Annotated in this window: 21 protein-coding genes; 13 read left to right on the top strand and 8 right to left on the bottom strand. The window is 73.3% G+C overall.

Translation table 11 applies throughout. The features are described 5' to 3' along the window. Window positions 1-777: 777 nt before the first annotated feature. Entirely contained in the window at window positions 778-2,589 is a 1,812-nt protein-coding gene (locus ACFYM6_RS05820; protein WP_387272814.1) for a beta-N-acetylhexosaminidase, read from the bottom strand. Window positions 2,590-2,880: 291 nt separating this feature from the next. Here ACFYM6_RS05820 and ppdK point away from each other — a divergent pair, with 291 nt between their 5' ends. The 7 genes from ppdK to ACFYM6_RS05785 all read left to right on the top strand — a co-directional run bounded on the left by ppdK (window position 2,881) and on the right by ACFYM6_RS05785 (window position 10,591). After that, on the top strand, window positions 2,881-5,589 hold the full coding sequence (gene ppdK, locus ACFYM6_RS05815; RefSeq protein ID WP_387272616.1) for a pyruvate, phosphate dikinase: 2,709 nt from the start codon (window positions 2,881-2,883) through the stop codon (window positions 5,587-5,589). A 132-nt stretch (window positions 5,590-5,721) separates the two neighbouring features. Then, a complete protein-coding gene (locus tag ACFYM6_RS05810) occupies window positions 5,722-6,075 on the top strand; it encodes a VOC family protein (RefSeq protein ID WP_387272614.1) in 354 nt (117 codons plus the stop codon). A 57-nt stretch (window positions 6,076-6,132) separates the two neighbouring features. Next, window positions 6,133-7,374: a deoxyguanosinetriphosphate triphosphohydrolase gene (locus ACFYM6_RS05805; RefSeq protein WP_387272612.1), complete on the top strand. Its 1,242-nt coding sequence runs from the start codon at window positions 6,133-6,135 to the stop codon at window positions 7,372-7,374. A gap of 168 nt (window positions 7,375-7,542) precedes the next feature. Then, window positions 7,543-8,382 (top strand): siderophore-interacting protein, encoded by an 840-nt coding sequence (locus ACFYM6_RS05800; protein WP_387272610.1) that lies wholly within the window; start codon window positions 7,543-7,545, stop codon window positions 8,380-8,382. Window positions 8,383-8,503: 121 nt separating this feature from the next. Continuing rightward, the gene (locus tag ACFYM6_RS05795) at window positions 8,504-9,481 is read left to right on the top strand and encodes an ABC transporter ATP-binding protein (RefSeq protein ID WP_387272608.1); all 978 of its coding nucleotides are present in this window, start codon (window positions 8,504-8,506) and stop codon (window positions 9,479-9,481) included. After that, window positions 9,478-10,329 (top strand): ABC transporter permease, encoded by an 852-nt coding sequence (locus ACFYM6_RS05790; protein WP_357434800.1) that lies wholly within the window; start codon window positions 9,478-9,480, stop codon window positions 10,327-10,329. The genes ACFYM6_RS05795 and ACFYM6_RS05790 overlap by 4 nt, the downstream gene beginning before the upstream one ends. 10 nt (window positions 10,330-10,339) lie before the next feature. Next, entirely contained in the window at window positions 10,340-10,591 is a 252-nt protein-coding gene (locus tag ACFYM6_RS05785) for a helix-turn-helix transcriptional regulator (protein WP_387272605.1), read from the top strand. A gap of 32 nt (window positions 10,592-10,623) precedes the next feature. On the opposite strand, the gene ACFYM6_RS05780 is transcribed toward ACFYM6_RS05785, so the two are convergent. Further along, window positions 10,624-10,893 (bottom strand): hypothetical protein, encoded by a 270-nt coding sequence (locus ACFYM6_RS05780; protein WP_387272830.1) that lies wholly within the window; start codon window positions 10,891-10,893, stop codon window positions 10,624-10,626. On the opposite strand from ACFYM6_RS05780, the gene dnaG reads away from it, so the two are divergent. Then, window positions 10,841-12,736: a DNA primase gene (gene dnaG / locus ACFYM6_RS05775; RefSeq protein WP_387272603.1), complete on the top strand. Its 1,896-nt coding sequence runs from the start codon at window positions 10,841-10,843 to the stop codon at window positions 12,734-12,736. The genes ACFYM6_RS05780 and dnaG overlap by 53 nt on opposite strands. Further along, window positions 12,737-13,273, top strand: a complete 537-nt coding sequence (locus ACFYM6_RS05770) for a hypothetical protein (protein WP_387272601.1) — start codon at window positions 12,737-12,739, stop codon at window positions 13,271-13,273. Window positions 13,274-13,276: 3 nt separating this feature from the next. Here ACFYM6_RS05770 and ACFYM6_RS05765 read toward each other — a convergent pair whose 3' ends face one another. From ACFYM6_RS05765 to ACFYM6_RS05745, 5 genes are all read right to left on the bottom strand, one after another. After that, window positions 13,277-14,245 (bottom strand): TAXI family TRAP transporter solute-binding subunit, encoded by a 969-nt coding sequence (locus tag ACFYM6_RS05765; RefSeq protein ID WP_387272599.1) that lies wholly within the window; start codon window positions 14,243-14,245, stop codon window positions 13,277-13,279. After that, window positions 14,242-14,634, bottom strand: a complete 393-nt coding sequence (locus ACFYM6_RS05760) for a roadblock/LC7 domain-containing protein (protein ID WP_387272597.1) — start codon at window positions 14,632-14,634, stop codon at window positions 14,242-14,244. Before ACFYM6_RS05760 ends, ACFYM6_RS05765 begins: the two co-directional genes overlap by 4 nt. Then, the gene (locus ACFYM6_RS05755; protein WP_387272595.1) at window positions 14,631-17,096 is read right to left on the bottom strand and encodes a nitrate- and nitrite sensing domain-containing protein; all 2,466 of its coding nucleotides are present in this window, start codon (window positions 17,094-17,096) and stop codon (window positions 14,631-14,633) included. Before ACFYM6_RS05755 ends, ACFYM6_RS05760 begins: the two co-directional genes overlap by 4 nt. Window positions 17,097-17,160: 64 nt before the next feature. Continuing rightward, window positions 17,161-18,180: a TAXI family TRAP transporter solute-binding subunit gene (locus ACFYM6_RS05750; RefSeq protein WP_357434807.1), complete on the bottom strand. Its 1,020-nt coding sequence runs from the start codon at window positions 18,178-18,180 to the stop codon at window positions 17,161-17,163. Then, window positions 18,177-20,435 (bottom strand): TRAP transporter permease, encoded by a 2,259-nt coding sequence (locus tag ACFYM6_RS05745; RefSeq protein WP_387272593.1) that lies wholly within the window; start codon window positions 20,433-20,435, stop codon window positions 18,177-18,179. The genes ACFYM6_RS05750 and ACFYM6_RS05745 overlap by 4 nt, the downstream gene beginning before the upstream one ends. A gap of 331 nt (window positions 20,436-20,766) precedes the next feature. Here ACFYM6_RS05745 and ACFYM6_RS05740 point away from each other — a divergent pair, with 331 nt between their 5' ends. After that, a complete protein-coding gene (locus ACFYM6_RS05740; protein ID WP_387272591.1) occupies window positions 20,767-21,699 on the top strand; it encodes an ABC transporter ATP-binding protein in 933 nt (310 codons plus the stop codon). Window positions 21,700-21,836: 137 nt separating this feature from the next. On the opposite strand, the gene ACFYM6_RS05735 is transcribed toward ACFYM6_RS05740, so the two are convergent. Then, entirely contained in the window at window positions 21,837-22,073 is a 237-nt protein-coding gene (locus tag ACFYM6_RS05735) for a flavin reductase (RefSeq protein ID WP_387272589.1), read from the bottom strand. A 556-nt stretch (window positions 22,074-22,629) separates the two neighbouring features. Here ACFYM6_RS05735 and ACFYM6_RS05730 point away from each other — a divergent pair. The 3 genes from ACFYM6_RS05730 to ACFYM6_RS05720 all read left to right on the top strand — a co-directional run bounded on the left by ACFYM6_RS05730 (window position 22,630) and on the right by ACFYM6_RS05720 (window position 24,912). Beyond that, on the top strand, window positions 22,630-23,433 hold the full coding sequence (locus ACFYM6_RS05730; protein WP_387272587.1) for a Scr1 family TA system antitoxin-like transcriptional regulator: 804 nt from the start codon (window positions 22,630-22,632) through the stop codon (window positions 23,431-23,433). Continuing rightward, the gene (locus ACFYM6_RS05725) at window positions 23,424-23,615 is read left to right on the top strand and encodes a DUF397 domain-containing protein (RefSeq protein ID WP_387272585.1); all 192 of its coding nucleotides are present in this window, start codon (window positions 23,424-23,426) and stop codon (window positions 23,613-23,615) included. The genes ACFYM6_RS05730 and ACFYM6_RS05725 overlap by 10 nt, the downstream gene beginning before the upstream one ends. A 508-nt stretch (window positions 23,616-24,123) precedes the next feature. Next, window positions 24,124-24,912 (top strand): ABC transporter permease, encoded by a 789-nt coding sequence (locus ACFYM6_RS05720; RefSeq protein WP_387272812.1) that lies wholly within the window; start codon window positions 24,124-24,126, stop codon window positions 24,910-24,912. Window position 24,913: the final 1 nt, after the last annotated feature.

Genomic DNA, 24,913 nt, shown 5'->3' with positions numbered 1-24,913 from the left:
CGGCACACACACGCGAAGGGGGGTGCGCGGGCGCCGCGTGAAAGGGAAAGTCAGAAAGGGGAATCTGCCCGGCGGCCCTGGGGGCCTGCGCGGGGCGTTCCGGGTGTAACGACCGGGGGTCGGGGATCATTCCACCCGGCGTTCCGGGGCCGGCCCTGGGTGCTGCTCGGGCGGCCGGGGATGTAACCACAGGGGGCTGGGGATCATTCCACCCGGGCTCCCGGGGACCTGGCCGAGGCCTCGCGGCCTGCTCGGCGGCCCAGGGATGTAACCACGGCCGGGGGCCGATCATTCCGCCGCAGCCGGGGCCACCATCGGGTCGCAGATCCGGCGCGGTCAGCCATGTTCAACGCCCCCGGCCCGGCCAACATTCCACCGCCGGGCCTGGGCCACCGGGACACCCGCCCGCAAACCGGACAGCCGGGTACGCCCCACCCTCGCCGAACCGGACACCACACCCAAGGCACGCTTCGGTGCACCGCCGAGGTGCTCGCACCGCCGTTGAGCCGCCACCTCGCCGATGAGGCGGTAAACCCGTCGACCATCCCCCCACCTCGCCGACATGGGCGGCCCCTCCCCGGGCCGACACCGCCACCTCGCCGACATGATGCCGGCTCCGCCACTTAACGGACGCCGAGACATCGCCCTCGCAAAATCGGGGAAGTTGCTGCCTTCCGGTGCCCTAAGGCAGCAACTTCCCTGATGCTGCGCGGATCTTGGGCGCGACGCGACGCGACGCGGCGTGGCGTGGCGCGGCGTGGCGTGGGTGTGGGCGGGTCAGGTGGTGTGGGGCGCCTCGTCCCGGGAGCGTTGGGTCGGGATCGGGTGGCTGGGCGTCGCCGGCCAGGGGATCTCCGGGGCGGGATGGAAGGCGATCCCGGCGGTGGTCCAGCGCGGGCCGTGGCCGGCCAGCCGGTCCCGGAAGGCGGCCCAGTCGTGCGTCGACCGGGGGGACCAGCCCAGCTCGGCGATGGCGGGCAGGCGCGGGAAGAGCATGAACTCCACCTCGGCCAGCGTGGTGACCGTCTCCGTCCAGAGCGGCGCTTCGACTCCGAGCACGGCCTCGGCCGGTACGCCGGTCAGATGCGTCCCCGGGTCCCAGTCGTACGCCCGCCGCACGTCGATCAGCCCGGCCCAGTCGTGCCCGATGGGGGTGTCCGGGGTGTACTTCATGTCCACGTAGGCGTGGTTGGCGGGGGAGAGGATCACCCGGGCGCCGCGGCGTACCGCGTCGGCGGTCTCGGGGTCGTCGCCGTTGGTGCCCCACCACTGGAGCACCCGCCCCTCGGCGTGCCCGGTCGGGGCGAGCTGGTGCCAACCGATCACGGTCTTCCCGGTCGCCGCCACCAGTTCCTGCGCCCGCTCGATGAAGCCGCGGTAGGTGTCGGCCGGCACCTTGAACGCCTCGTCCCCGCCGAGGTGCAGCCACGGCCCGGGGGTGAGCGCGGCCACCTCGCCGACCACGTCCGCGACGAAGGCGTACGTCCGCTCGTCGGCGGGGTCGACGTAGCTGAAGCCGACCTCGGTGCCGGTGTACGGCGGCGGCGGGGTCTTGCCCGGCGCCAGCTCGGGGTATGCGACCAGCGCCGCGTTGGTGTGCCCGGGCAGGTCGATCTCCGGCACCACGGTGACGTGGCGGCGGGCGGCGTACGCGACGATCCGCCGGTAGTCGTCCTTGGTGTACCAGCCGCCGGGCCCGCCACCCACCTCGGTGGTGCCGCCGACCTCGGTGAGCTTCGGCCAGGAGTCGACCGCGATCCGCCACCCCTGGTCGTCGGTGAGGTGCAGGTGCAGGTGGTTGAGCTTGTAGCGGGCCAGGTGGTCGATCACCCGCAGCACGTCGTCGACTTCGAAGAAGTGCCGGGCCACGTCGAGCATCGCCCCTCGGTACCCGAACCGCGGCCGGTCGACGATGGTGCCGCCGGGCACCACCCAGCGCTCGGCGACGGGGGTGGCGTTCTCCATCGCCGCCGGGAGGAGCTGCCGGAGCGTCTGTATGCCGTGGAACAGGCCGGCTGCGCTGCCGGCGGTGATCCGGATCTCGGCGCCGGTCACGTCGAGCCGGTAGCCCTCGTCGCCCAGCGCCTCGGCAGCCGCGCGGCCCGTCCCGTCGGCGTTCGCGCCAGCCGGCGCCGATGCCGCTGCGCCGACGGGGCCCGCCGCGCCGACGGGGCCCGCCGCGTCGGTGGACTTCGCCATGCTGGTCAGGGTGAGCACGAGCGAACCGTCGGCCCGAGCGGCGGAGTCGGTGACCGGGAGCGGGTAGCCGGTCGCGGGGCGGAGCAGCCCGGCGAGCTGCTCGGCGACGTCCCGGGCAGCCCGGTCGGCGTCGACGCGGATCACCGCGTCCTCGGCGAGCACGAAGTCGGCCGCCGGGTCCGGCGTGACCAGCTCGGGGGCGGGCACCACGTCGGCCAGCCGTACCGGCGCGGGCGGGGCGAGCAGCTCGCCGGCCGCGCGGGCGGCGCTCCGGGCCAGCTCGGCGGCGGCCGGCTGGCGGGCGGACAGGCCGACCGCGTCGAGCGGCTCGGGACCGGTCTCGGACGGGGCGGCGGGGGTGGTCGGCACGGTGACGGCTCCCGGGTGTATTTGCGCTGGATATGGCAAAGGTGAGGTTCAGCGAAACCAGTGCCGTCAAGCGTACGAGGGGATCGGGGATTGCGTGATCCTGCACGTGGAAGCGTTCCCAAAAACCGGTACGGACGCGGATAGTGGTGACGGTTGTGCCAATAGTCACCGAACGGTCCCAGCCCCCGCGATGTTCGCTTAACCTTCGCCCACCGGCCGCTGACCACACCGGGATTACCGGTGGTCGGTCTCGGGGTATGTCCGAACTGAACCTTCGTTAAGTGTCAATTCCGGCGCGCGTGGGAGGCTCTGGTGGCTGCGCAAGAGACGGTCGATCACAAGTACGTCTATGACTTCGCCGAGGGCAACAAGGACCTCAAGGACCTGCTCGGCGGCAAAGGGGCCAACCTGGCCGAGATGACCAATCTCGGGCTGCCGGTGCCGCCCGGCTTCACCATCACCACCGAGGCCTGCAAGGCGTACCTGGCGACCGGGCGGCAGCCGGACGGGCTGGCCGGCCAGATCGAGGCGCACCTGGAGTCCCTGGAGCGGGAGATGGGCCGCCGGCTCGGCGACCCGGACGACCCGCTGCTGGTCTCGGTCCGCTCCGGGGCCAAGTTCTCCATGCCCGGCATGATGGAGACCGTCCTGAACGTCGGCCTCAACGACCGCAGTGTCATCGGACTCGCCAGCCGGGCCGGCGGCAACGACCGGTTCGCCTGGGACTCCTACCGCCGCCTGATCCAGATGTTCGGCAAGACCGTCTGCGACGTGCCGGGCGAGGAGTTCGAGCACGCCATCGACGACGCCAAGCGCGCCAAGGGTACGGACAACGACCTGGACCTGGACGCGGACGACCTGCGCGGGCTGGTCGACACGTTCAAGAAGATCTTCGCCAAGCACACCGGCCGGGAGTTCCCGCAGGAGCCCCGGGAGCAGCTCGACCTGGCCATCCGTGCGGTCTTCGAGTCGTGGAACGCCGAGCGCGCGGTGGTCTACCGGCGGCAGGAGCGCATCCCGGCCGACCTGGGCACCGCGGTCAACGTGGTGGCCATGGTCTTCGGCAACCTCGGGGCCGACTCGGGCACCGGCGTCGCCTTCACCCGCGACCCGGGCAGCGGCGCCCAGGGGATCTACGGCGACTACCTGGCCAACGCGCAGGGCGAGGACGTGGTCGCCGGCATCCGCAACACCGTGCCGCTGGAAGAGCTGGAGCGGATCGACAAGAAGTCCTACGACGAGCTGCTCGACTACATGGCCCGGTTGGAGGAGCACTACAAGGACCTCTGCGACATCGAGTTCACCATCGAGCGCGGCAAGCTCTGGATGCTCCAGACCCGGGTCGGCAAGCGCACCGCGGCGGCGGCCTTCGTCATCGCCGGCCAGCTCGTCGACGAGGGTCTGATCGACCTGGACGAGGCGCTGCACCGGGTCAACGGCGCGCAGCTCGCCCAGCTGATGTTCCCCCGGTTCCAGCTCGACCACGAGTACGAGCCGGTGGCCAAGGGCATCGGGGCCTCACCCGGCGCGGCGGTCGGCAAGGCGGTCTTCACCTCCGCCCGGGCGGTCGAGTTGGCCGCCGAGGGTGAGGCGGTGATCCTGGTCCGCCGGGAGACCAACCCCGACGACCTGAACGGGATGATCGCCGCCCAGGGCATCCTCACCTCGCGGGGCGGCAAGACCAGCCACGCGGCCGTGGTGGCCCGGGGCATGGGCAAGACCTGCGTCTCCGGCGCGGACGAACTCCAGGTCGACGTCCCGGCGAAGCGGTTCAGGGTCGCCGGGCAGACCGTCAGCGAGGGCGACGTCGTCTCCATCGACGGCACCACCGGCAAGGTCTACCTCGGCGAGGTGCCGGTCATGCCCTCCGAGGTGGTGCAGTACTTCGAGGGCACCCTCGACGCGGAGCGGACCGACGACCCGCTGGTCCGGGCCGTACACCGGATCATGACCCACGCCGACGCCAAGCGGCGGCTGGCGGTCCGGGCGAACGCCGACACCGGTGCGGACGCGGCCCGGGCCCGGCGGTTCGGCGCCCAGGGCATCGGCCTGTGCCGCACCGAGCACATGTTCCTCGGCGACCGGCGGGAGCTGGTGGAGCGGCTGATCCTGGCCTCCGGTGACCAGGAGCGGCAGCAGGCGCTGGCCGCGCTGCTGCCGCTGCAGCGGGAGGACTTCGTCGAGATCTTCCGCGAGATGGACGGCCTGCCGGTCACCGTGCGGCTGATCGACCCGCCGCTGCACGAGTTCCTGCCCCCGCTGGAGCAGCTCGCAGTCAACGTCGCCGTCGCCCAGGAGCGCGGCGAGGACGTGGCCAAGGAGGAGGCGCTGCTCGCCGCCGTCCGGCGGATGCACGAGGAGAACCCGATGCTGGGCCTGCGTGGCGTACGCCTGGGCCTGGTCATCCCCGGCCTGTTCGCCATGCAGGTCCGCGCGATCGCCGAGGCCGCCGTGACGGTCGTCCGGGCCGGCGGGTCGGCCTGCCCGGAGATCATGGTCCCGCTGGTCGGCGCCGTGCAGGAGCTGGAGACGGTACGCGCCGAGGCCGAGAAGATCATCGCCGAGGTGGTTGGCGACAGCGGCGTCGAGGTGCTGATCGGCACGATGATCGAGGTGCCCCGGGCGGCGCTGACCGCCGGGCAGATCGCCGAGGCGGCGCAGTTCTTCTCGTTCGGCACCAACGACCTGACCCAGATGGGCTGGGGCTTCTCCCGGGACGACGTGGAGGGCGCCTTCTTCTGGCGCTACCTGGAGCTGGGCATCTTCGGCATCTCGCCGTTCGAGTCGCTCGACCGGGAGGGCGTCGGCCGGCTGGTCCGGATCGCGGCCGAGGAGGGCCGGGCCGCCCGGCCCGGGCTGAAGCTCGGCGTCTGCGGCGAGCATGGCGGCGACCCCGACTCGGTGCACTTCTTCCACGAGGTCGGGCTCGACTACGTCTCCTGCTCCCCCTTCCGCGTCCCGGTGGCCCGCCTGGAGGCCGGCCGAGCCGCGGTGGAAACCCAGGGCTCCGACTCCCGCTGAGTGCGATCGGGGGGGCCGCCGGCGCGCCGGCCGGCGGCCCCCCGACGGGTTCCCCGCCTCGCCCGGCGCGCCGTCCGGCGGCTCCGGGCGTAACCTGGGCTCGCTCGTGTCGATCAGCAGAAGGGTGGCCGCATGACCAGCGTCTGGGAGAACCTGACCGTGGACGCCCAGGACCCGTCGCGGCTCGCCCACTGGTGGGCCGAGGCGCTCGGCTACCAGGTGGTGAGCGAGAAGCCGGACGAGGTGGAGATCCGCCGGGCGCCGGGCCAACTCCCCGGCATCGTCTTCGTCCCGGTCAGCCAGGCGAAGGAGACCAAGAACCGGCTGCACCTCGACCTGCGCCCGGCGAGCCAGGAGGCGGAGGTCGAGCGGCTGGTCGACATGGGGGCCCGGCACGTGGACATCGGCCAGGGCGACGTCGGGTGGACCGTGCTGGCCGACCCGGAGGGCAACGAGTTCTGCGTGCTCCGTGAGCGCGAGGAGTGAGCCGGTTTTGCGAGCCCGCAGTCGCGAGCAGCGGTGGCGCGGGCGCGAGGATGACGGTTGAGCGCGGGTCCCGGCGCTGAGGACGGGGCGCGCTTCGTCGTCGAGCCGCCCAAGGACACCGGGTACGGGCGGTCACCGTACGAGCGGGACCGGGCGCGGGTGCTGCACTCGGCGGCGTTCCGCCGGCTCGCCGCGAAGACCCAGGTGCACACCGCGGGCACCGACGACTTTTTGCGTACCCGGCTGACCCACTCGCTCGAGGTGGCGCAGATCGCCCGGGAGATGGGCGCCCGGCTCGGCTGCGACCCGGACGTGGTGGACACCGCGGGACTGGCCCACGACCTGGGGCATCCGCCCTTCGGGCACAACGGCGAGGACGCCCTGGACGTCATCGCCGCCGGCTGCGGCGGCTTCGAGGGCAACGCGCAGACGCTGCGGGTGCTCACCCGGCTGGAGGCCAAGGTGCTCGGGCCGGACGGCCGTTCCGCCGGGCTCAACCTGACCCGGGCCTCCCTCGACGCGGTCAGCAAGTACCCCTGGGAGCGCCGGCCCGGTGAGCGCAAGTTCGGCGTGTACGCCGACGACCGCCCGGTCTTCGACTGGCTGCGCGCCGGGGCCCCGCCCGGCGGCCGGCGCTGCCTGGAGGCGCAGGTGATGGACTGGGCCGACGACGTGGCGTACTCGGTCCACGACGTCGAGGACGGCATCCACGGCGGGTACGTCAGCCTGCGACCGCTGCTGGCCGATCCCGAGGAGCGGCGGGCACTCTGCGCCGACGTGGCCGCGACGTACTCCGGGGAGGCCCCCGAGGACCTGCACGAGGTCCTGGTCGAACTGCTCGCCGAGCCGGCGCTCGCCCCGCTCGCCGCGTACGACGGCAGCCACCGGGCCCTGGCGGCGCTGAAGGCGACCACCAGCGTGCTCACCGGCCGCTTCGTCGCCACCGTGGTGGCCGCCACCCAGGAGCGGCACGGCCCCGGCCCGCACCGCCGGTACGCGGCCGATCTGGTGGTGCCGCGTCGGATCCGGGTGCAGTGCGCGCTGCTCAAGGGCATCGCGCTGCGCTACGTCATGCGCCGCCCCGGTGCCGGCACCCGGTACGCCCAGCAGCGGGAGATCCTCGCCGAACTGGTCGCCGTCCTGGTCGACCGGGCGCCGGACGCGCTCGACCCGGTCTTCGCGCCGCTGTGGCGGGAGGCGCCCGACGACCTCGCGCGGCTGCGCGTGGTGATCGACCAGGTGGCCTCGCTCACCGACCCGGCCGCCCTGGCCTGGCACGTTCGCCTGGTCCGCAGCTGATCCACGCCGCGTCGCGCGGAAGGGTTCGCGCAACATCCCGGAAGTTGCTGCCTCTCCATGTCGGCAAGGCGCACGATCCCCGAGCTTGTCCGGATCTCGCCGGCCCTGGCCTGGGGAGGGGCACGGGCGGAGGCGGCGGGGCCGACGACTTAGGCTAGCCTAAGTGGCATGACGCAGCGCCCGAAGAAGGTCACCGCCGCCACGGTCGTACGGACCGAGCGGCCCACCCCGCATCTGATCCGGCTGGTGCTCGGCGGGGAGGAACTGGCCGGCCTGCCGGTGGGCGCGTACACCGATCACTACGTCAAGTTCGTCTTCCCGCCGGCCGGGGTGAGCTATCCGCACCCGACGGACCTGGCCACCATCAAGCGGGAGTTCCCGGCCGCGCAGTGGCCGCGGCTGCGGGCGTACACGGTGCGGGCCTGGGACGCGGCGGCCGGCGAACTCACCGTCGACGTGGTGTACCACGGCGACCAGGGGCTGGCCGGGCCGTGGGCGGCCGGCCTGCGCCCCGGCGACCGGGTGCTGTTCACCGGCCCCGGCGGGGCGTACGCCCCGGACGCGACGGCCGACTGGCACCTGCTGGTGGGGGACGAGAGCGCGCTGCCGGCGATCGCCGCCGCCCTGGAGCGGCTGCCGGCCGGCGCGCCCGCGAAGGTCTATCTCGAGGTCGGCGGCCCGGCCGACGAGCTTCCGCTGACCAGCCTGGGTGCGGTCGAGCTGTGCTGGCTGCACCGCGCCGGCCGCCCGGTGGGCGCGGCGCTGGTCGAGGCGGTCCGGGCGCTGGACTTCCCGCCCGGCCGGGTGCACGCCTTCGTCCACGGCGAGGCCACCGCCGTCAAGGAGTTGCGCCAGCTGCTGCGCGTCGAGCGCGGGGTGCCCCGGGAGGCGTTGTCCATCTCCGGCTACTGGCGGCGCGGCATGGACGACGAGGGCTGGCGCTCCACGAAGGCCGCCTGGAACACGCAGGTGGAAGCCGAGGAATCCATCGCCGCCCTGCCCGCCTGACGGGCGCCACCCCGCCCCGACCGCTGACCTGTCGCGCTCCCGAGCGAGAGCGGGTGTACCTCGACATGTAGTAGACCTGCTACATTTCGCGGTAGTGATCCGTCAATCTCGGGGGATGGTCATGACCGCGGTCGAACTACCGGGAGTCGCCCCGACTCCCCGCCCGCCCGACGAGGACCTGGTCCTCGACGTCCGCGACCTGCGCATGCGGTACGGCACCGTCGACGTGCTGCACGGGGTCGACTTCACCGCCCGGCGCGGCGAGGTGCTCGCCCTGCTCGGGCCCAACGGCGCCGGCAAGACCACCACGATCGAGATCCTGGAGGGCTTCCGGATGCGCTCGGCCGGGGAGGCCCGCGTCCTCGGCGTCGACCCCGGCCGGGGCGACGAGCGCTGGCGCGCCCGGATGGGGGTGGTGCTCCAGTCCTGGCGGGACCACGGCAAGTGGCGGGTCCGGGACCTGCTGGCCCACCTGGGCACCTTCTACGCGCCGTACGCCACGGACCGGATCAGTCGACCCTGGCCGGTCGACGAGCTGCTGGACGCCGTCGGGCTCACGCCGCACCAGGGCAAGCGGGTGCACCAGCTCTCCGGCGGCCAGCGCCGCCGGCTGGACGTGGCGGTCGGCATCGTCGGCCGCCCGGAGCTGCTCTTCCTGGACGAGCCGACGGTCGGCTTCGACCCGGCCGCCCGGCGCGAGTTCCACGAGCTGGTGCACCGCCTCGCCGACCTGGACGAGACCACCATCCTGCTCACCACGCACGACCTGGATGAGGCGGAGAAGCTCGCCGACCGGATCCTCATCCTGGCCGGCGGCCGGATCATCGCCGACGGATCGCCCGACGAGCTGGCCCGCCGGGTCGCCGGGGACGCGGAGATCCGGTGGACCCGGGACGGCGAGCGCTTCGTGCACGTCGCGGCCGACGCCACCGGCTTCGTCCGCGACCTGCTGAACGAGCACGGGCACGGCGTGCAGGAGCTGGAGGTCCGCCGGGCCAGCCTGGAGGACGCGTACATGGCACTGGTCTACGAAGAGGAATCCGGGGTCCGGGCCGGCACGGCGGCGGCCTCGGTGTGGCGGCAGGAGAGCCAGCGATGAACCCGACCACGGCGGCCGTCCGGGCCGGCGTCCAGCGCGGTGTGATCGAGCTGCGCAACACCTTCACCAACGCGCAGGACCTGTGGAACTACTTCTTCCCGACCGTCATCCTGCTGGTCACCATGTTCTTCATGCGCGGGGCGACCGTGCCCGGCACCTCCTTCTCCCTCGGCGCGCGTACGCTGCCCAGCGCGCTCGGGATGGGACTCGCGTTCGGCGGGCTGCTCGGCCTGTCCCAGCAGCTCATCGTCGACCGGGAGGACGGCACACTGCTGCGGGCCAAGGCGACGCCGAACGGCATGCTCGGCTACCTGATCGGCAAGATCGTCATGCTCTCGACGGTGGCGCTGATCGGGCTGGTCCTCCAGTTCACCCCGGCGCTGTTCTTCCTGGACGGGATCCGGCTGACCGACGGCGGCGCCTGGCTCACGATGGCCTGGGTGGTGCCGCTCGGGCTCGTGGCGACGCTGCCGCTGGGCGCGGTGATCGGCTCGCTGATCGAGAACCCCCGCAACATGGGCCTGGTGGTGCTGCCCATCTTCGGCCTCATCGCGCTTTCCGGCATCTTCTACCCGCTCAACGGCTACCCCGGCTGGCTCCAGGCCGTCGCCCAGGCCTTCCCGATCTACTGGCTAGGGTTGGGGATGCGCTCGGCGCTGCTGCCGCCGGAGCTGGCCGCCGTCGAGCTGGGCGGGTCCTGGCGGCACCTGGAGACGCTCGGTGTGCTGGGCCTCTGGGCCGTGCTCGGGCTGACCCTGGCCCCGGTCGTGCTGCGCCGGATGGCCCGCCGCGAGTCCGGTTCCCGGGTCGCGGCGCGCCGGGAGAAGGCCATGCAGCGGGTCGGGTGAGAGGGCGTCGATGAGTGAGACCGTGCACAACCGCATCGCGGTGCTGCGCGCCGAGCGGGGCATCTCCCGGCGGCAGCTCGCCGACGCGCTGGGCGTGCACTACCAGACCGTGGGCTACCTGGAACGGGGCGAGTTCCGGCCCAGCCTGCACCTGGCGCTGCGGATCGCCGCGTACTTCGAGGTGCCGGTCGAGGTGGTCTTCTCCATCGAGCCGTTCCCGCGGATCGGGGAGGACGCCCGCAGCTCCGGGCGTCCGGCCTGAGGCGGAGCGTCAACGCCTGCGCGCCTGGCCGGTCAGATGCCGGCTGGCCGCTCCACCGACAGCCAGTTCAGGCCGAGCCCGCAGAGCAGCCAGGCCACCAGGGAGGCCGCCCACTGCAGCAGCACGAAGGGGCCGCACACGGCGAGCACCGGACCCGGCGCGACCCCCGGGACGGAACGAGGGAGCCCGCGGGGCATTCGCCACACCGGGTGTCCCCCGGCCGCCGGATCGTCGGTCCCGCAGGGCAGGATGTACGCCGAGGGGGTGGCGGAGATGGCGGGGCGGATCCGGGACGAGGACATCGCGCTGGTCCGCGAGCGCACCTCGATCGCCGAGGTCATCTCCGACACGGTGACCCTCAAGTCGGCCGGCGGCGGCAACCTCAAGGGGCTGTGCCCGTTCCACGACGAGAAGAGCCCGTCGTTCAACGTCTCGCCCGCCCGCAACGTCTGGTACTGCTTCGGCTGCGGGGCCGGCGGCGACGCCATCAAGTTCCTGATGGACGCCGAGCACCTGAGCTTCGTGGAGTCCGTCGAGCGGCTGGCCGCCCGCGCCGGCATCCAGCTCCGCTACGTCGAGGACGACCGGTCGGCCCCGCGACGCGACCGGCCGCAGCAGGGGCAGCGGCAGCGGCTGGTCGCCGCGCACGCCGCCGCCGTCGACTTCTACCGCGCCCAGCTGAGCACCGCCGGCGCCCGCCCGGCCCGGGAGTTCCTGGCCCGGCGCGGCTTCGACCGGGCCGCCGCCGAGCGCTACGGCTGCGGCTTCGCCCCCGACGCCTGGGACCTGCTCACCAAGCACCTGCGGCAGCAGGGCTTCACCCACGACGAGCTGGTCACCGCCGGGCTGTCCCGCCCGGCCCGCTCGGGCAGCCTGATCGACCGGTTCCGCCGGCGGCTGCTCTGGCCGATCCGCGACCTCACCGGCGACGTGATCGGCTTCGGCGCCCGCAAGCTGTTCGACGACGACGACGGCCCGAAATACCTGAACACCCCCGAGACGCCGATCTACAAGAAGTCCCACGTCCTCTACGGCATCGACCAGGCCAAGCGGGAGATCGCCAAGCAGGGCAAGGTGGTCGTGGTCGAGGGCTACACCGACGTGATGGCCTGCCACCTGGCGGACGTCCCGACCGCGGTGGCCACGTGCGGCACGTCGTTCGGATCGGACCACATCTCCGTCCTCCGTCGGGTGCTCTTCGACAGTGACGAGCGAGCCGGCGAGATCATCTTCACCTTCGACGGGGACGCCGCCGGGCAGAAGGCCGCGCTACGCGCCTTCGAGGACGACCAGCGCTTCGTCGGGCGTACCTTCATCGCGGTCAGCCCGGACAACATGGACCCGTGCGAGCTGCGGCTGGCCAAGGGCGACCTGGCTGTCCGCGACCTGGTCGCCCGCCGCGAACCGCTGGTCGACTTCGCGCTCCGCCACGTGATCAGCCGGTACGACCTGGACACCGTCGACGGCCGGGTGGAGGCGATGCGCCGGGCCGCCCCGCTGGTCGCCAAGATCAAAGACCGGGAGAAGCGCCCCGAGTACGTCCGCAAGCTCGCCGGCGACCTCGGCATGGAGATCGAGCCGGTGCAACGCGCCGTGCTGACCGCCGCGTCCGGGCAACCGGCCGGCGAGCCGGCCGCTCCGGCCCGCTCCGGCCCGGCCGCGCCGACGGTGGACAGCCCGCAGTCGATGGTCGAACGGGAGGCGCTGAAGCTCGCCCTCCAGGAGCCGGTGCTGGCCGGCCCGATGTTCGACGCGGTGGAGGCGGGCGCATACCGGCACCCGGTGCACGTGGCGGTGCGGGCGGCCATCGCCGCGGCCGGCGGGGCGGCGGCGGCCGCCGGCGGCGCGGTCTGGATCGAGCAGGTCCGGGACGCCTGCGACGACCTGGCGGGCCAGGCGCTCGTCGGCGAGTTGGCCGTCGAGCCGTTGCGCATCGACGGCGAGCCCGACCCGCGCTATGTCACGGTGACCCTGGCCCAGCTCCAGTGGGGCTCGGTGACCGGCCGGATCAAGGACCTCAAGTCGAAGATCCAGCGGATCAACCCGGTGAGCAACAAGGACGAGTACTTCGCGCTCTTCGGTGAACTGCTCTCGCTGGAGCAGCACGCGCGGGCGCTACGCGAGCAGGCCGCCGGAGGGCTGTGAATGGGACTGTTCAACCGCAAGCCGAAGCTGCCGCCCGCCGCCCGCCCGCCGCTGGCCGCCGAGGAGCGGGTGCTCGCCTGGGCCGCCGCCGGCAACGGCGAGGGCGACGGCGTGCTGGTCGCCAGCAACCTCGGCCTCTGGCTGCCCGGCCGGGGGCTCCGGATCGGCTGGCACGACATCCTCAAGGCGGTCTGGTCGGGGCGCGAGCTCACCGTCACCCCGGCCGAGCGGGTCGCCGAGCGGGACGGCTACCTGGTGGTGGCGGACTGCCCCGCCGAGACCTACCTGCTGCTCGACCCGGGCGACCTGCCGCACCAGGTGCGGGCCCGGGTCACCCGCTCGGTCGCGTACACCAGTCATCACCCGGTGCCCGGCGGCGCCGGCCGGATCGCCGCTCGCCGGGTGCCCGGGCTGGACGGGCTGACCTGGACGGTCCGCTACGACCCGGGCACGCCCGCCGACGACGAGGCGGTGGCCGCCGAGACCGACCGGCTGGTCGCCGCCGCCCGGTCGGCCACCGCCCCCGCCGACGTCTGAGCCTCAGCCGGTGCGGTAGTAGCGGGCCGCGCCCGGATGCAGCGGGATCGGGTCGGTGCCCGCCGCGCTCTCCCGGGTGAAGTTGGCCGCCTCGGGGTGCACCCTGATCAGCTCGTCCTGGTGCGCGAAGAGCACCCGGGTCAGGTCGTACGCGAGCTGGTCCGGCATGTCCGCGGCGACCAGGATCACGTTCGACACGGTGATGGTCGGGGTGGCCGCCGGGGTGCCGTAGGCCTCCTTCGGCAGGGTCGCCGTGGTGTAGACCGAGCCGTACCGGGCGGCGAGCGGCTGGACCAGGTCGGTGAGCGGGAGCAGTTGGAACGTCCCCGGCGCGCCGGCGAGCAGGTCCTTGATGCCCGGGGTGGGCAGGCCACCGGAGAAGAACATCGCGTCCAGGGTGCCCGCCCGCATCCGCTTCACCGTCTCCGGCAGCGACAGGTTGGCCCGCCGGATGTCCCGGTCCGGGTCGATCCCGGCGGCGGCCAGCAGCCGCCCGGCGATGATGTCGGTGCCGGACTTCGGCGAGCCGGTGGAGACCCGCTTGCCGCGCAGTTGGGCGAAGCGGTCGATCTTCCCGCCGGTCCGGACGATCACGTGGGTGTAGTTGCTGTAGACCCGGGCCAGCGCCCGTACCGGCTGCGGTTGGCCGTCGAACACGCCCCGCCCCTTGACGGCGTCCGCCGCCGTGTCGACCAGGCTGAAGGCGATCTCCATGTCGCCGCCGGCGAGCCGGTTGATGTTCTCCACCGAGGCACCGGTGGGTTCCGCCCGTGCCTCGTAGCCGGGCAGGTGCCGGCTGATCAGGTCCGCGTAGCCGCCGCCGAGCTGGTAGTAGACGCCGGTGGTGTTGCCGGTGGCGAGGAAGATCCGCCCGCCGTGCCACGCCCGCGGCCCGGGGTCGGCCGTACCGCAGCCGGCGACCAGAGCGGCCAGCAGCAGGGCGGCCGCCAGCCGAAGCGGGCGGCCGGTCACGGGCGGGCCGCCGGTTCCAGCGCCTCCGCCACCCGCTGGACCAGCATCGCCGTCTCGTAGCCGACCTGGCCCAGGTCGCAGCCGGGCGCGGCGAGCACGCCGAGCAACGCCCGCTCGCCGACCGCCATCACCAGCAGCACCCCGCCGTCCATGTCGAGGATCTGCTGGCGTACCCGGCCGGCGGACATCAGCCGGGCGGCGCCCACGCCCAGGCTCGCCAGCCCGCTGATCACGGCGGAGAGCTGGTCCACCTGCTCGACGGAGAGGTCGGGGGAGGCGGCCAGCCGCAGCCCGTCCTGGGACACCGCGAGGGCGTGCGACACGTCCGGCACCCGTTCGGCGAAGTTCGCCAGCAGCCAGTCGAGTCCGGCGGTGACGGATGAGGTCATGGGTTTCTCCCGGTGGGTGTGGTGTTCGGGGTACGCCGCGTCGCGCTGGCCACGCCCTCGGCGAGCGCGGACAGGCGGGCCCGCACCACCTCCGGGTCGAGCAGGTCGTCGGCGGGTCGGGGCGGCGGGCTGGTGACGGGCAGGGGTGCGGGCAGCTGATCGCCCCGGGGAATCCGGCGCGGCAGCGCGGCCCCGGTGGTCAGTGGCGACGCCGACGGGGTGCCGGATGCTCGGACCTGGGCGGCTTCGGGCGCCAGCTCCGTGGTGCCGGGCGGTGGTACGGCGGCGACGCCGCGCGCGAGGCCGGTCGCGGTCCCCGGCACCGGGCCGGCGTCGCTGGCCGGCGCTGGCGGGCGAGCCCCGACCACCGGCACGGCGACGGTGGGGGCGCGGTGCAGGGCGGCCGGGTCGAGCGGGGCGGTGTCCAGTTCGGGCGTCGCCGCATCGGTCGCGGGGCGGCCCGGCGCGGGCCCGGACCGGAACCAGGGGGCGTCGCGGCCGGCGGTCGGCCGGCGGTCGGCCCGCCGGGTCGCCGACTCGACCCGGGTCAACGCGGACTCGGGCACCTCCACCTGGGCGACCGTGCCGGTGTCGGTGTGGTGCAGCTGCACCCGGATCCCGTGCCGGGCGGCCAGGTGGGCCACCACGTGCAGGCCCATGCTGCCGGCCGCGGCGCTGGAGAGCGTGGCCGGTGCGGCGAGCCGTACGTTGATCTCGGCCAGCCGGCTCTCGCCGATGCCGATGCCCTGGTCGTGCACCCGCAGCGTGACCCCGTCGACGGTGCGCCGCCCGTCCACCAGCACGGGCGCGTCCGGCGGGGAGTAGACGGTGGCGTTCTCCAGCAGCTCGGCGAGCAGGTGCACAAGGTTGCCGACCGCCGCGCCGTGCACCGCCGCGGTCGGCACGTCCACCTCCACCCGGGGGTAGTCCTCGATCTCGGAGGCCGCCGCCCGGACCGCGTCGTCGAGGAGCAGCGCCCCCTCGTGCCCGCGGCCCGGCTCGCCCCCGGCGAGGACCAGCAGGTTCTCCCCGTTGCGGCGCAGGCGGGCGGCGAGGTGGTCCAGCGCGAAGAACCGGGCCAGCGCGTCCGGGTCGGTCTCCTCGCGTTCGAACTCGTCGAGCAGCCGCAGCTGGCGGGTGATCAGCGTACGGATCCGGCGGGCCAGCGCCTCGGCCATCCGGGTCACGTCCAGCCGCAGTTCGGCCTGCTCGCCGGCGAGCCGCAGGGCGGCCTTGTTCACCGTGTCGAACGCCTCGGCCACCTGGGCCACCTCGTCCCGGCCCCGGCGGATGCCGGCGGTCAGCCGGGTCGCCGTGCCGTCGCCCGGGCAGCCGTCGCCCGCGGCGATCGCGGTGATCCGTTCCGGCAGTTCCCGGTTCGCCATGGTGAGCGCGGCGACCCGCAGCCGGCGCAGCCGGCGGCTGGTGCGTACCGCCAGCAGCACGGCGGTGAGCAGCGAGGCGAGCGCGACGGCGGTGGTCCCTCCGGCGGTGAGCAGGGCGCGCTGCCGGGCGGTGCGGGCCAGCGCGGCGGCGTCCCGGTCGAGGCCCTCGGAGAGTTCCCGGCCGAGCAGGTTGTACCGGCGGATCGTGCCGCTCTGCGCCACGTACCAGGCGTCGCCGTCGGTCTTCAGCGCCTCCGGCCCGCCGTCGGTGTCGAGCACCTCGTCCCGCATCCGGCGGGCCGTCTCGACGTCGCCGCCGGCCAGGCGGTACCAGGCGGCGCGTGCCGGGCCGGTGGCGATCCGGAGGAACTCGGCCTGGCGCTGCTCCCGGGCGCCGCGCAACCGGCCGAGCCGGACCAGCTCGCCCCGGGCCAGGGCGCCCCGGACGAAGACGCCGCGCAGCAGGTCGCGTTCCAGGGCCGCCAGGTGCTCCTGGGTGGCCATCGCGGCCACCTCCCGGGCGCCGTTGGCCAGCTGGGCGTCGCGCAGCTGGGCCGGCAGGGCGTCGGCGACGGCGAGCAGCGAATCCACCAGCGTCACGTACGCTGGGTCGCCGCTGTCACCGACCAGCGCGAGCCGGCGGGTGGGGTCGAGCTGGCCGAGCTGGCCGTCCGCGTCGTTGAGCACCGGAGCCAGGTCGGGGGCGGCCCGGCGGGCCTCGCCGCTGGCGGACCGGTAGTGGTCGACGGCGGTGTCCACCCGCCGCCGTTGGGCGTCGACCAGCGGCCGGCCGGCCGTGCCACCGCGCTGGCGCAGCGCCGCCGTCTCACCCAGCTCGCGTTCCAGCTCGTGCACCAGCCGTACGGTCGCGGTGGCCGTACCGGCGAGGACGCGGGCCCGGTCGGCGTCGGCGGAGGCGGCCAGCGCGGCGTCGGTCTGGACGGCGCCGAGCACCACCAGGCCGACCGTCGCCACCAGGATGGGCGCGAGCAGTTGGCTGCGCACCGACCAGAGCCGGTGGGTGTGGCCCGGCGGGCGGTGGTGCCGGCGGACGCGGCCGGGAAGGGGGAGCGGCACGGGGTCTCCCGGTCGGGGTAGGACGCCGGACCCGGACGTGGCGTCCGGGTCCGGCGTCGTCGGGTCAGCTCGCGCCCAGGTCCTTGAGCGCCTTGTCCGCGCCCCGGTGCAGCGGCACCGGTTCGGTCTTGCGGGCGTTCTCCAGGCCGATCGCCTTGGCGGCCGGGTTGGCCTGGGCGAGGGCGTCCTTCTTCTCGAAGACGGTCCTGGTGATCGCGCAGGCCACGTTGGCGTCGAGGTTGTCCCGGACCAGCAGCACGTTCGGCACCAGGATGGTCGGGGTGTCCGCGGCGGTCCGGTAGACGTCCTTGCCGATGGTCCCGGCCTGGTACGCCGGGTTCAGCTCGGCCATCTTGGGCAGCAGCGGGCTGAGGTCGAGGAACTTCACCTTGTCGCCGGAGGTGGTGAAGAGGTCGGTGAGGCCGCCGGTGGGCAGGCCGCCGGACCAGAAGAAGCCGTCGATGCTGCCGTCCTTCATGCCGTCGACGGTCTTGGTCAGGTCGAGCCGCTGCGCCTGGATGTCCTTGGCCGGGTCGAGGCCGGCGGCGGTGAGCAGCCGGTTGGCGATGACCTCGGTGCCGGACTTGGGCGAGCCGGTGGAGATCTTCTTGCCCTTCATGTCGGCGACCGAGGTGATCCCCGCGTCGGCCCGCACGACCACCTGGGTGTAGTTGTCGTAGATCCGGGCCAGCGCCTTCACCGGCTGCGGGGCGGTGAAGCTGCCCTTGCCCTGCACCGCGTTGACCGCGGTGTCGAAGAGCGAGAAGGCGACGTCGTACTGGCCGGCGACGAGCTGTTCGACGTTCTGCACCGAGGCGCCGGTCTCGGCGGCGGTCCCGGTGAGCTTGCCGTCGGTCGTGGCCGAGAGCTGACCGGCCAGCGCGTTGCCGACGACGTAGTAGACCCCGGTGGCGTTGCCGGTGGCGATGCCGACCCGGGTGTCCTTGGTGACCTTGCAGGTGACCTCGCTGGCGGCGTCGTCCGTCGCCGCCCCGTCCTGCCGGCCCCCGCACCCGGCGGCACCGGCCGCGACGAGGGCCAGCACTCCGACGCCCGCGGCAACCCGCGAGTTGATCCGTGTCATTCTCTCTCCTCCCCAGGAACCAGCTGTTTCGGCACCGACGGGGCGCCGGCGCGGCCGGCGGATCCACGTCGGACGAGCACACCCGCCACGGCCAGCGCGGCCAGCACGGCCCCGACCGCGACGGGCACGGGTTCGAGCCAGAGCAGCACCAGCCCGGCGACCGCGCCGACGATCCGCTCGGGCACGCCGGCCGGGCCGACGCCCGGCAGCCAGCCGCCGGCCGCCACCGCCAGCACGGTGACGCCGAGCGCGGAGACCACGCCGGCCACCAGGATCCGTTCCACCCCGCCAATGCCGAGCAGCCCGAGACCGGTCGGCGTGATGACGAAGGCGATCGGGATCAGGTACGCCGGCAGCGCGTACCGGAGGGTCTGCCACATGGTCGGGACCAGCCGGCCGCCGGTCACCGCGGCGGCGGCCACCGCGGCGAGCGCGGTCGGCGGGGAGACCTCGGACAGCACCGCGAAGTAGAAGACGAACATCGCCGCGGCGGGAGCGGCGACGCCCAGGTTGAGCAGCGCCGGGCCGATGATCACCCAGCCGATCACGAACGACGCGGTGACCGGCACGGCCAGGCCGAGCAGGCTGAGCGCGACGGCGGCGAGCAGCGCGGTGAGCGCCAGCACCACGGCCGGCTCGGAGCTGACCGCCTGCGCCCCGCTCACCAGCAGTGCGGCGGCCTGCGGGCCGAGGCCGGTCTTGGTGGTGGTGGCGGTGATGATGCCGGCCGCGGCGCAGACCGCGCTCACCGCGAGCACCCCGCGGACGCCGCCGCGCAGCGCCTCGACCAGGCGAGCCGGGGTGAGCCGGTGACGTCGGTCCAGGAAGGACAGCGCGGCGGCCAGCACGGTGGCGATCACCACGGCGCGGGTCGCCGAGGCGCCCATCGCGAGCACCACGATGATCACGATGAGCGAGAGGAAGTGGTATCCGAAGCGGGCCAGCAGGCGCCAGGCGGAGCCGCTGTCGATGACCACCGCGCGGACGCCGGAGCGCCGGGCGTCGATCTCGACGGAGAGCAGGATGCCCAGGTAGTAGAGGATCGTCGGCACGGTCGCCCAGCCGAGCACCTGCAGGTAGGACACGCCCAGGTATTCGGCGATGATGAAGGCCGCCGCGCCCAGCGTCGGCGGGGACAGGATCGCGCCGACTCCGGCGGCGGCCAGCATGCCCCCGGCCCGCTCGGCGGGGTAGCCGGCGCGGCGCAGGATCGGCCAGGTGACCGCGCCGATGCTGACCGTGGTGGCCGCTCCGGAGCCGGACACGGTGCCGAGCAGGAAGCCGGAGGCGACGGCGGTCCGGCCGGCGGCGGTACGGGAGCGGCGGAACGCGGCGGCGGACAGTTCCACGAAGAACCGGCCGGCCCCGGAGAGGTCGAGCACCGCCCCGTAGATGGTGAAGAGCACGATGTACGAGGCGGCCACGTCCAGCGGGGTGCCGTAGAAGCCGCTGTCGGAGTTGTAGAACGCGTCGATGAGCTGCCCGAAGTCGAGCCCGGCGTGGGCCACCGCCCAGGACTGCGGCAGCAGCCCGCCGTAGTAGCCGTAGGCCAGGAAGAGCAGGCAGACGGCGGGGAGGATCCAGCCGGTGGTCCGCCGGCACGCCTCCAGCAGCAGGAGCATCAGCACGGTGCCCATCGCCACGTCCAGCGGCACGAGCAGGCCCTGCCGGTCGAGGAAGGCGTCGTACCCGCCGCCGCCCGCGCCCAGCGTCACCGGCAGCACCGGGTAGAGGCAGCTCACCAGCGCGGCCAGGGCCAGCAGCCAGTCGACGAGGGTGGGCCCGCCGCGCCGCGCGTCGGCGGCCGGTGCGGTCGCGCCGTCCGCCACCGGGTCGCCCGCCGCCGGCGCGGTCGCGGGCCGCCGCCGCCGCGGCCGCACCCCTGACGGGTACGCCAGGAAGACCATCGGCAGGATGCCGGCCAGGAAAATGATCAGGTAGTACTTGCTGCCCTGAGGGAGCGGAAAGAACACCTGCCAGAGGGCGAGCAGTGCGACGGCGACCGTGACTCCGGTGAACAGCAGCCCGACCGGTCCGGACAGGACCCGTCCCGGCTTTTCGTCCTCGAACTGGGCGGCGAGTTCCCGGGTGTCGGGGGGTGCGGCGAGCGGTGCGTCGGCCCGCCGCGGCTCGCCGACCGCCCCGTCGTCGGGCGGGAGCGAAACCGGGACATCGTCCAGCTTGGACGCGGTGTCCTGCGGGCCGGTGGGCAGGGGCGTCGGCGCGGAGCCGTCGGACGGGCGAACGGGCGACACGAGGGGGCACGATACGCGAATAGTTCACATTATGGAACCATTGCCGGACGTGATTGCACCAAGTAACGGGAATGGGTGGCAATTACTGGCTGCACGCTCGTTTCGGAGCGATTTTCACGAATGTGTAGGCAGTCGACATTGCCCGAGTGCTGGTTTTGCCCGATGATCGGAGCGATCTGTCCGCAATGGCGGGTGATGTCCAGGTGAAGGGGTTGGCGGTGCTGGCCACTGCGGCCGTCACTCAGAGTGATTGACGCTACGCCCAGTGTCCGACATCCGTGGCGGCGGTTAACCGGTCGAGTCTGTCGGACCCGGCCGCTAGGGTCGGCCGGTGACCAGTGCTCAACCACTCATCCAGGCGCGGGGGCTGGTGAAGCGGTTCGGCGACTTCACCGCCGTCGACGGCATCGACGTGGCGGTGCACCCGGGCGAGGCGTTCGGCTTCCTCGGGCCGAACGGGGCCGGCAAGTCCTCCACCATGCGCATCATCGGCTGCATCTCCCCGCCTTCCGGCGGGGAGCTGAGCATCCTCGGCATGGACCCGGTCCGCGACGGTCCCGCGATCCGGGCCCGGCTGGGCGTCTGCCCGCAGCTGGACAGCCTCGACCCGGAGCTCACCGTCCGGGAAAACCTGACCACCTACGCCCGCTACTTCGGCATCCAGCGCCGGGTCGCCCGCGAGCGCGCCGCCGAGCTGCTCGACTTCGTCCAGCTCACCGAGCGGGCCGAGAGCAAGGTGGAGCCGCTGTCCGGCGGCATGAAGCGCCGGTTGACCATCGCCCGCGCGCTGGTCAACAACCCGGAGATCGTGCTGCTCGACGAGCCCACCACCGGTCTCGACCCGCAGGCCCGGCACCTGGTCTGGGAGCGGCTGTTCCGGCTCAAGCAGCAAGGCGTCACGCTGGTCCTCACCACGCACTACATGGACGAGGCGGAGCAGCTCTGCGACCGGCTGGTGGTGATGGACGGCGGCCGGATCGTGGCCGAGGGGTCGCCCCGCACCCTCATCGAGCGGCACTCCACCCGCGAGGTGGTCGAGCTGCGTTTCGCCGCCGAGTCGCAGGAGGTGTTCGCCGGCAAGCTGAGCGGGCTGGGCGAGCGGGTCGAGGTGCTGCCCGACCGGATCCTGCTCTACGTGGCCGACGGCGACGCGGCGGCGGTCGAGGTGAGCGCCCGCGGCCTCGTGCCGGCCAGCGTCCTGGTCCGGCGCAGCAGCCTGGAGGACGTCTTCCTCCACCTCACCGGCCGCACCCTCGTCGACTGAGTGCTCCGCGTGCACCGGCCCCCTGATCCGTGACGGCCAGCGTGCCGTTGACTCGGCGTGGCGAATGGTCGAGCGGCACGGGCTGGCCAACGTCCGGGTGGCCCCGGCTTCCTGAGCTGCCAACGATGAGGACCGGCTCAACGGGCCCTGGCCCAGGTCAGGAAGCGGTCGGTCAGTCGTTGCGGCGGGAGCTGGCCAGTCAGGTCGGTCATCGCCTCGTGCATCAGCGTGCTGAGGTAGATCAGCAGGCCGGTCCGGTTCTCGCGGTACTCGCCGAGCAGCGCCAGTCGGGCCGGGGAGCACGGCCACGCGGCGCCGCACACCCGGCATCGCCAGGAGGGGCGCGCCGCGACGTGCGGGCGGTAGCGGGGCATCAGTGTGTGCCCTCCTCGAGCCCATGCGGCTCCTGCGGTCCGCGCGGCTCCTGCGGTCCGCGCGGCTCCTGCGGTCCGCGCGGCTCCTGCGGTCCGCGCCGATCATGCGGTCCGCGCCGATCATGCGGTCTGCGTCGATCCTCCTCGGGTCCGCGCGGCGACGGTAGCCAGCGGCCCCCGTTCGCCCGCCACTCCTGGGCGCGGGTCAGCCGCCCCGGGCGTCCCGGACCGTCGGTCGGGAACACCTCGGTCGGTGCGGTCGCCCACGTCGGGCGCGCGTTGGGGGTGCGCCGGGGGAGCGTGCTGGGCGGTGTCGGGCGGCAGCGCCAGAACCTGAGTCGCATGGTGAGCCTCCGTCGAGGTGGGAGGGGGCGCCCTGGACCTCGTTGTCCGCAGGACGCCCCCGGCCTGGTTCCGCCCGCCGTCCGATCCCGTGAGCGGTTCCGCTGCGTGACAGTCTGCTGAGGACACGACTACGGTGGGAGGTCCCGCGCGCCGACGACCAGTGCGTACGGCGGCCGATCCCACGCGGTACGAAGATGTACGGAGGGTGTCCGTGGAAAGCTCGTCCATGCTGGACCACTTCGCGGAGGAACTGCGGCTCGCCCGGGCCACCAGTGGCATGTCGCAGAGCGCGCTGGCCGAGGCGTTGAGCTATTCGGGTGCCCTGGTCGCCAAGGTGGAGACCTCCGAGCGCCGGCCGAGCCTCGACTTCGCGCGCCGGTGCGACACGGTGTTCGGCGCGGACGGGCGGTTCGAACGCATCCAGCGGCGGATCAGCCGGGAGACCGTGGTCCCGTGGTTCCGCGACTGGGCCGGGATCGAGGCGGAGGCGACGGCGCTGCGTTCGTTCGAGCCGCTCTATGTGCCCGGTCTGTTGCAGACCGAGGCATATGCCCGCGCCATCCATGTCGGCGGTGGGCTGTTCGCGCCTGACGAGATCGAGCAGCAGGTGGCGACCCGGCTGGACCGCCAAGCGGCGCTGACCCGCGATCGGCCGCCGCTGCTCACCGTGGTCATCGACGAGTACGTGCTGCGCCGCCGGATCGGCGGGCCGGAGGTGATGCGCGAGCAGTTGCTTCATCTGGTGAAGCTCGGCTCCACGCTGCCCCGGGTCCGAATCCAGGTCGTGCCGCTCTCCGCCGGGGCTTACGCTGGGCTCGGCGGCCCCTTCGTGATCGCCACCTTGCCAAGTGGAGAGGACCTCGTCTACGTGGAGGGGCAGCTCCACGGGCAGGTGATCGATCGCCCCGAGTACGTGCGGCAGATGGTCGAGGTTTGGGAGTCGATCCGGGGCGAGGCAATATCGCAGCAGCAGTCCCTGAACCTGATAGCGGAAGTGGCGGAGACATGGACCTGAGCGGCGCCCGGTGGCGCAAGAGCACCCGCAGCAACGGCCAGGGCGGCAACTGCGTGGAGGTGGCCGACAACCTCCCCGGCCTGGTCGCCGTACGCGATTCCAAGGACCCGAGCGGCCCGGTGCTGGTTGTCAGCCCCGATGCCTGGCGCGTGTTCGTCGCGCGGGTCGCCGAGCGGCCGTAGCGGTGGCGGCGTGCGCCGATGCACGCCCACTTTGTACTACCGATGCCAGTAGTTAACACAGAGTGACATTGTGAGGTTCCGGCTATCCGGCACGCAGCGTGATCGGGGACGCCACGGACCAGCCGACCTCACCCAGCCATTCGGCTCGGGAAACGCCGCTGAGCTGCTTCTTCCTGACCGACCTCCTGCGGCCAGCCAACTCCCCTGCACCCGCTTTGCTCTGCAGCCACGGACGCAGCAGGCACGCTGGGTGTCCGCTGCCTCCGTGGCTGCAGAGCAAAGGGCGCGGCATCAGATGCCGGCCGCCGCAATCGACGTGACGGACCGTGACCACGGGGTGTTCCCCGTCCGAGGTGGTGTCCGTCGCGCCGGCGGCGGCCGGCGGGAAGTTCGCCGGCCAGCCGAAAACGGCACGACGGTCTCGGGATGCCGTCGTAGGGTGGGCGGTCTTGTCGTACCCGAGCGGTAGGAACGACGTGGACGGCGGACGGGGGTGGTCGACGTGAGCGTGGCGGAGCGGGCCGGGCCGGCGGCGCCCCGGGTGCCGGCGCTGGCGGTCTTCGCGCACTACCTGGTCGGCTACCGGCGCACCTGGCGGGCCGGCGTCTTCTCCTCCTTCCTGCTGCCGGTGCTCACCGTGGTCGGCTTCGGTGTCGGCGTCGGCGCTTACGTGCACCAGGGCGTCGGCGGGGTGCCCTACCTCGACTGGCTGGTGCCCGGCCTGATCGCCTCCACCGCCCTCCAGGTGGCGGTGGCCGAGTCCACCTGGCCGGTGCACAGCAACTTCAAGTGGATCCGGACCTACCACGCCCAGGTGGCGGCGCCGCTGCGCACGGGCGACATCCTCGCCGGGCACCTCGCCTTTGTGCTGTTCCGGGTGCTCACCAGCACGGCGGCGTTCCTGCTCGTGACGGCCCTGTTCGGGGCGCTGCGGTCGCCCTGGGCGGTGGCCGTCCTGCCGGTGAGCCTGCTGCTCGGCCTGGCCCTCGCCGCGCCGACCTTCGCGTTCAGCGCCGCCGTGCCCAGCGACAGCTACCTGGCCCTGCTGTTCCGCTTCGCGATCATCCCGATGACCCTCTTCGCCGGGGTGTTCTTCCCGGTCGAGTCGCTGCCGGCGGGGCTGCGCCAGGTGGCCTACGCGACCCCGCTCTGGCACGGCGTGGACCTCTGCCGAGCCGCCACGCTGGGCGTCGCTCCGCAGTGGTCGATCACGGGTCACCTGCTCTACCTCGCCGCCTGGGCCGCCGCCGGCGGGCTGCTGGCCCGGCGGGTGTTCCGCCGCTCGCTCGTCGTCTAGG

Origin of the sequence: Micromonospora sp. NPDC006431 (assembly GCF_042870725.1) — a bacterium.
Classification (GTDB): Bacteria; Actinomycetota; Actinomycetes; order Mycobacteriales; family Micromonosporaceae; genus Micromonospora.
The sequence above is the reverse complement of the archived record's forward strand: the minus strand, read 5'-3'. Positions and strand labels throughout refer to the sequence as shown.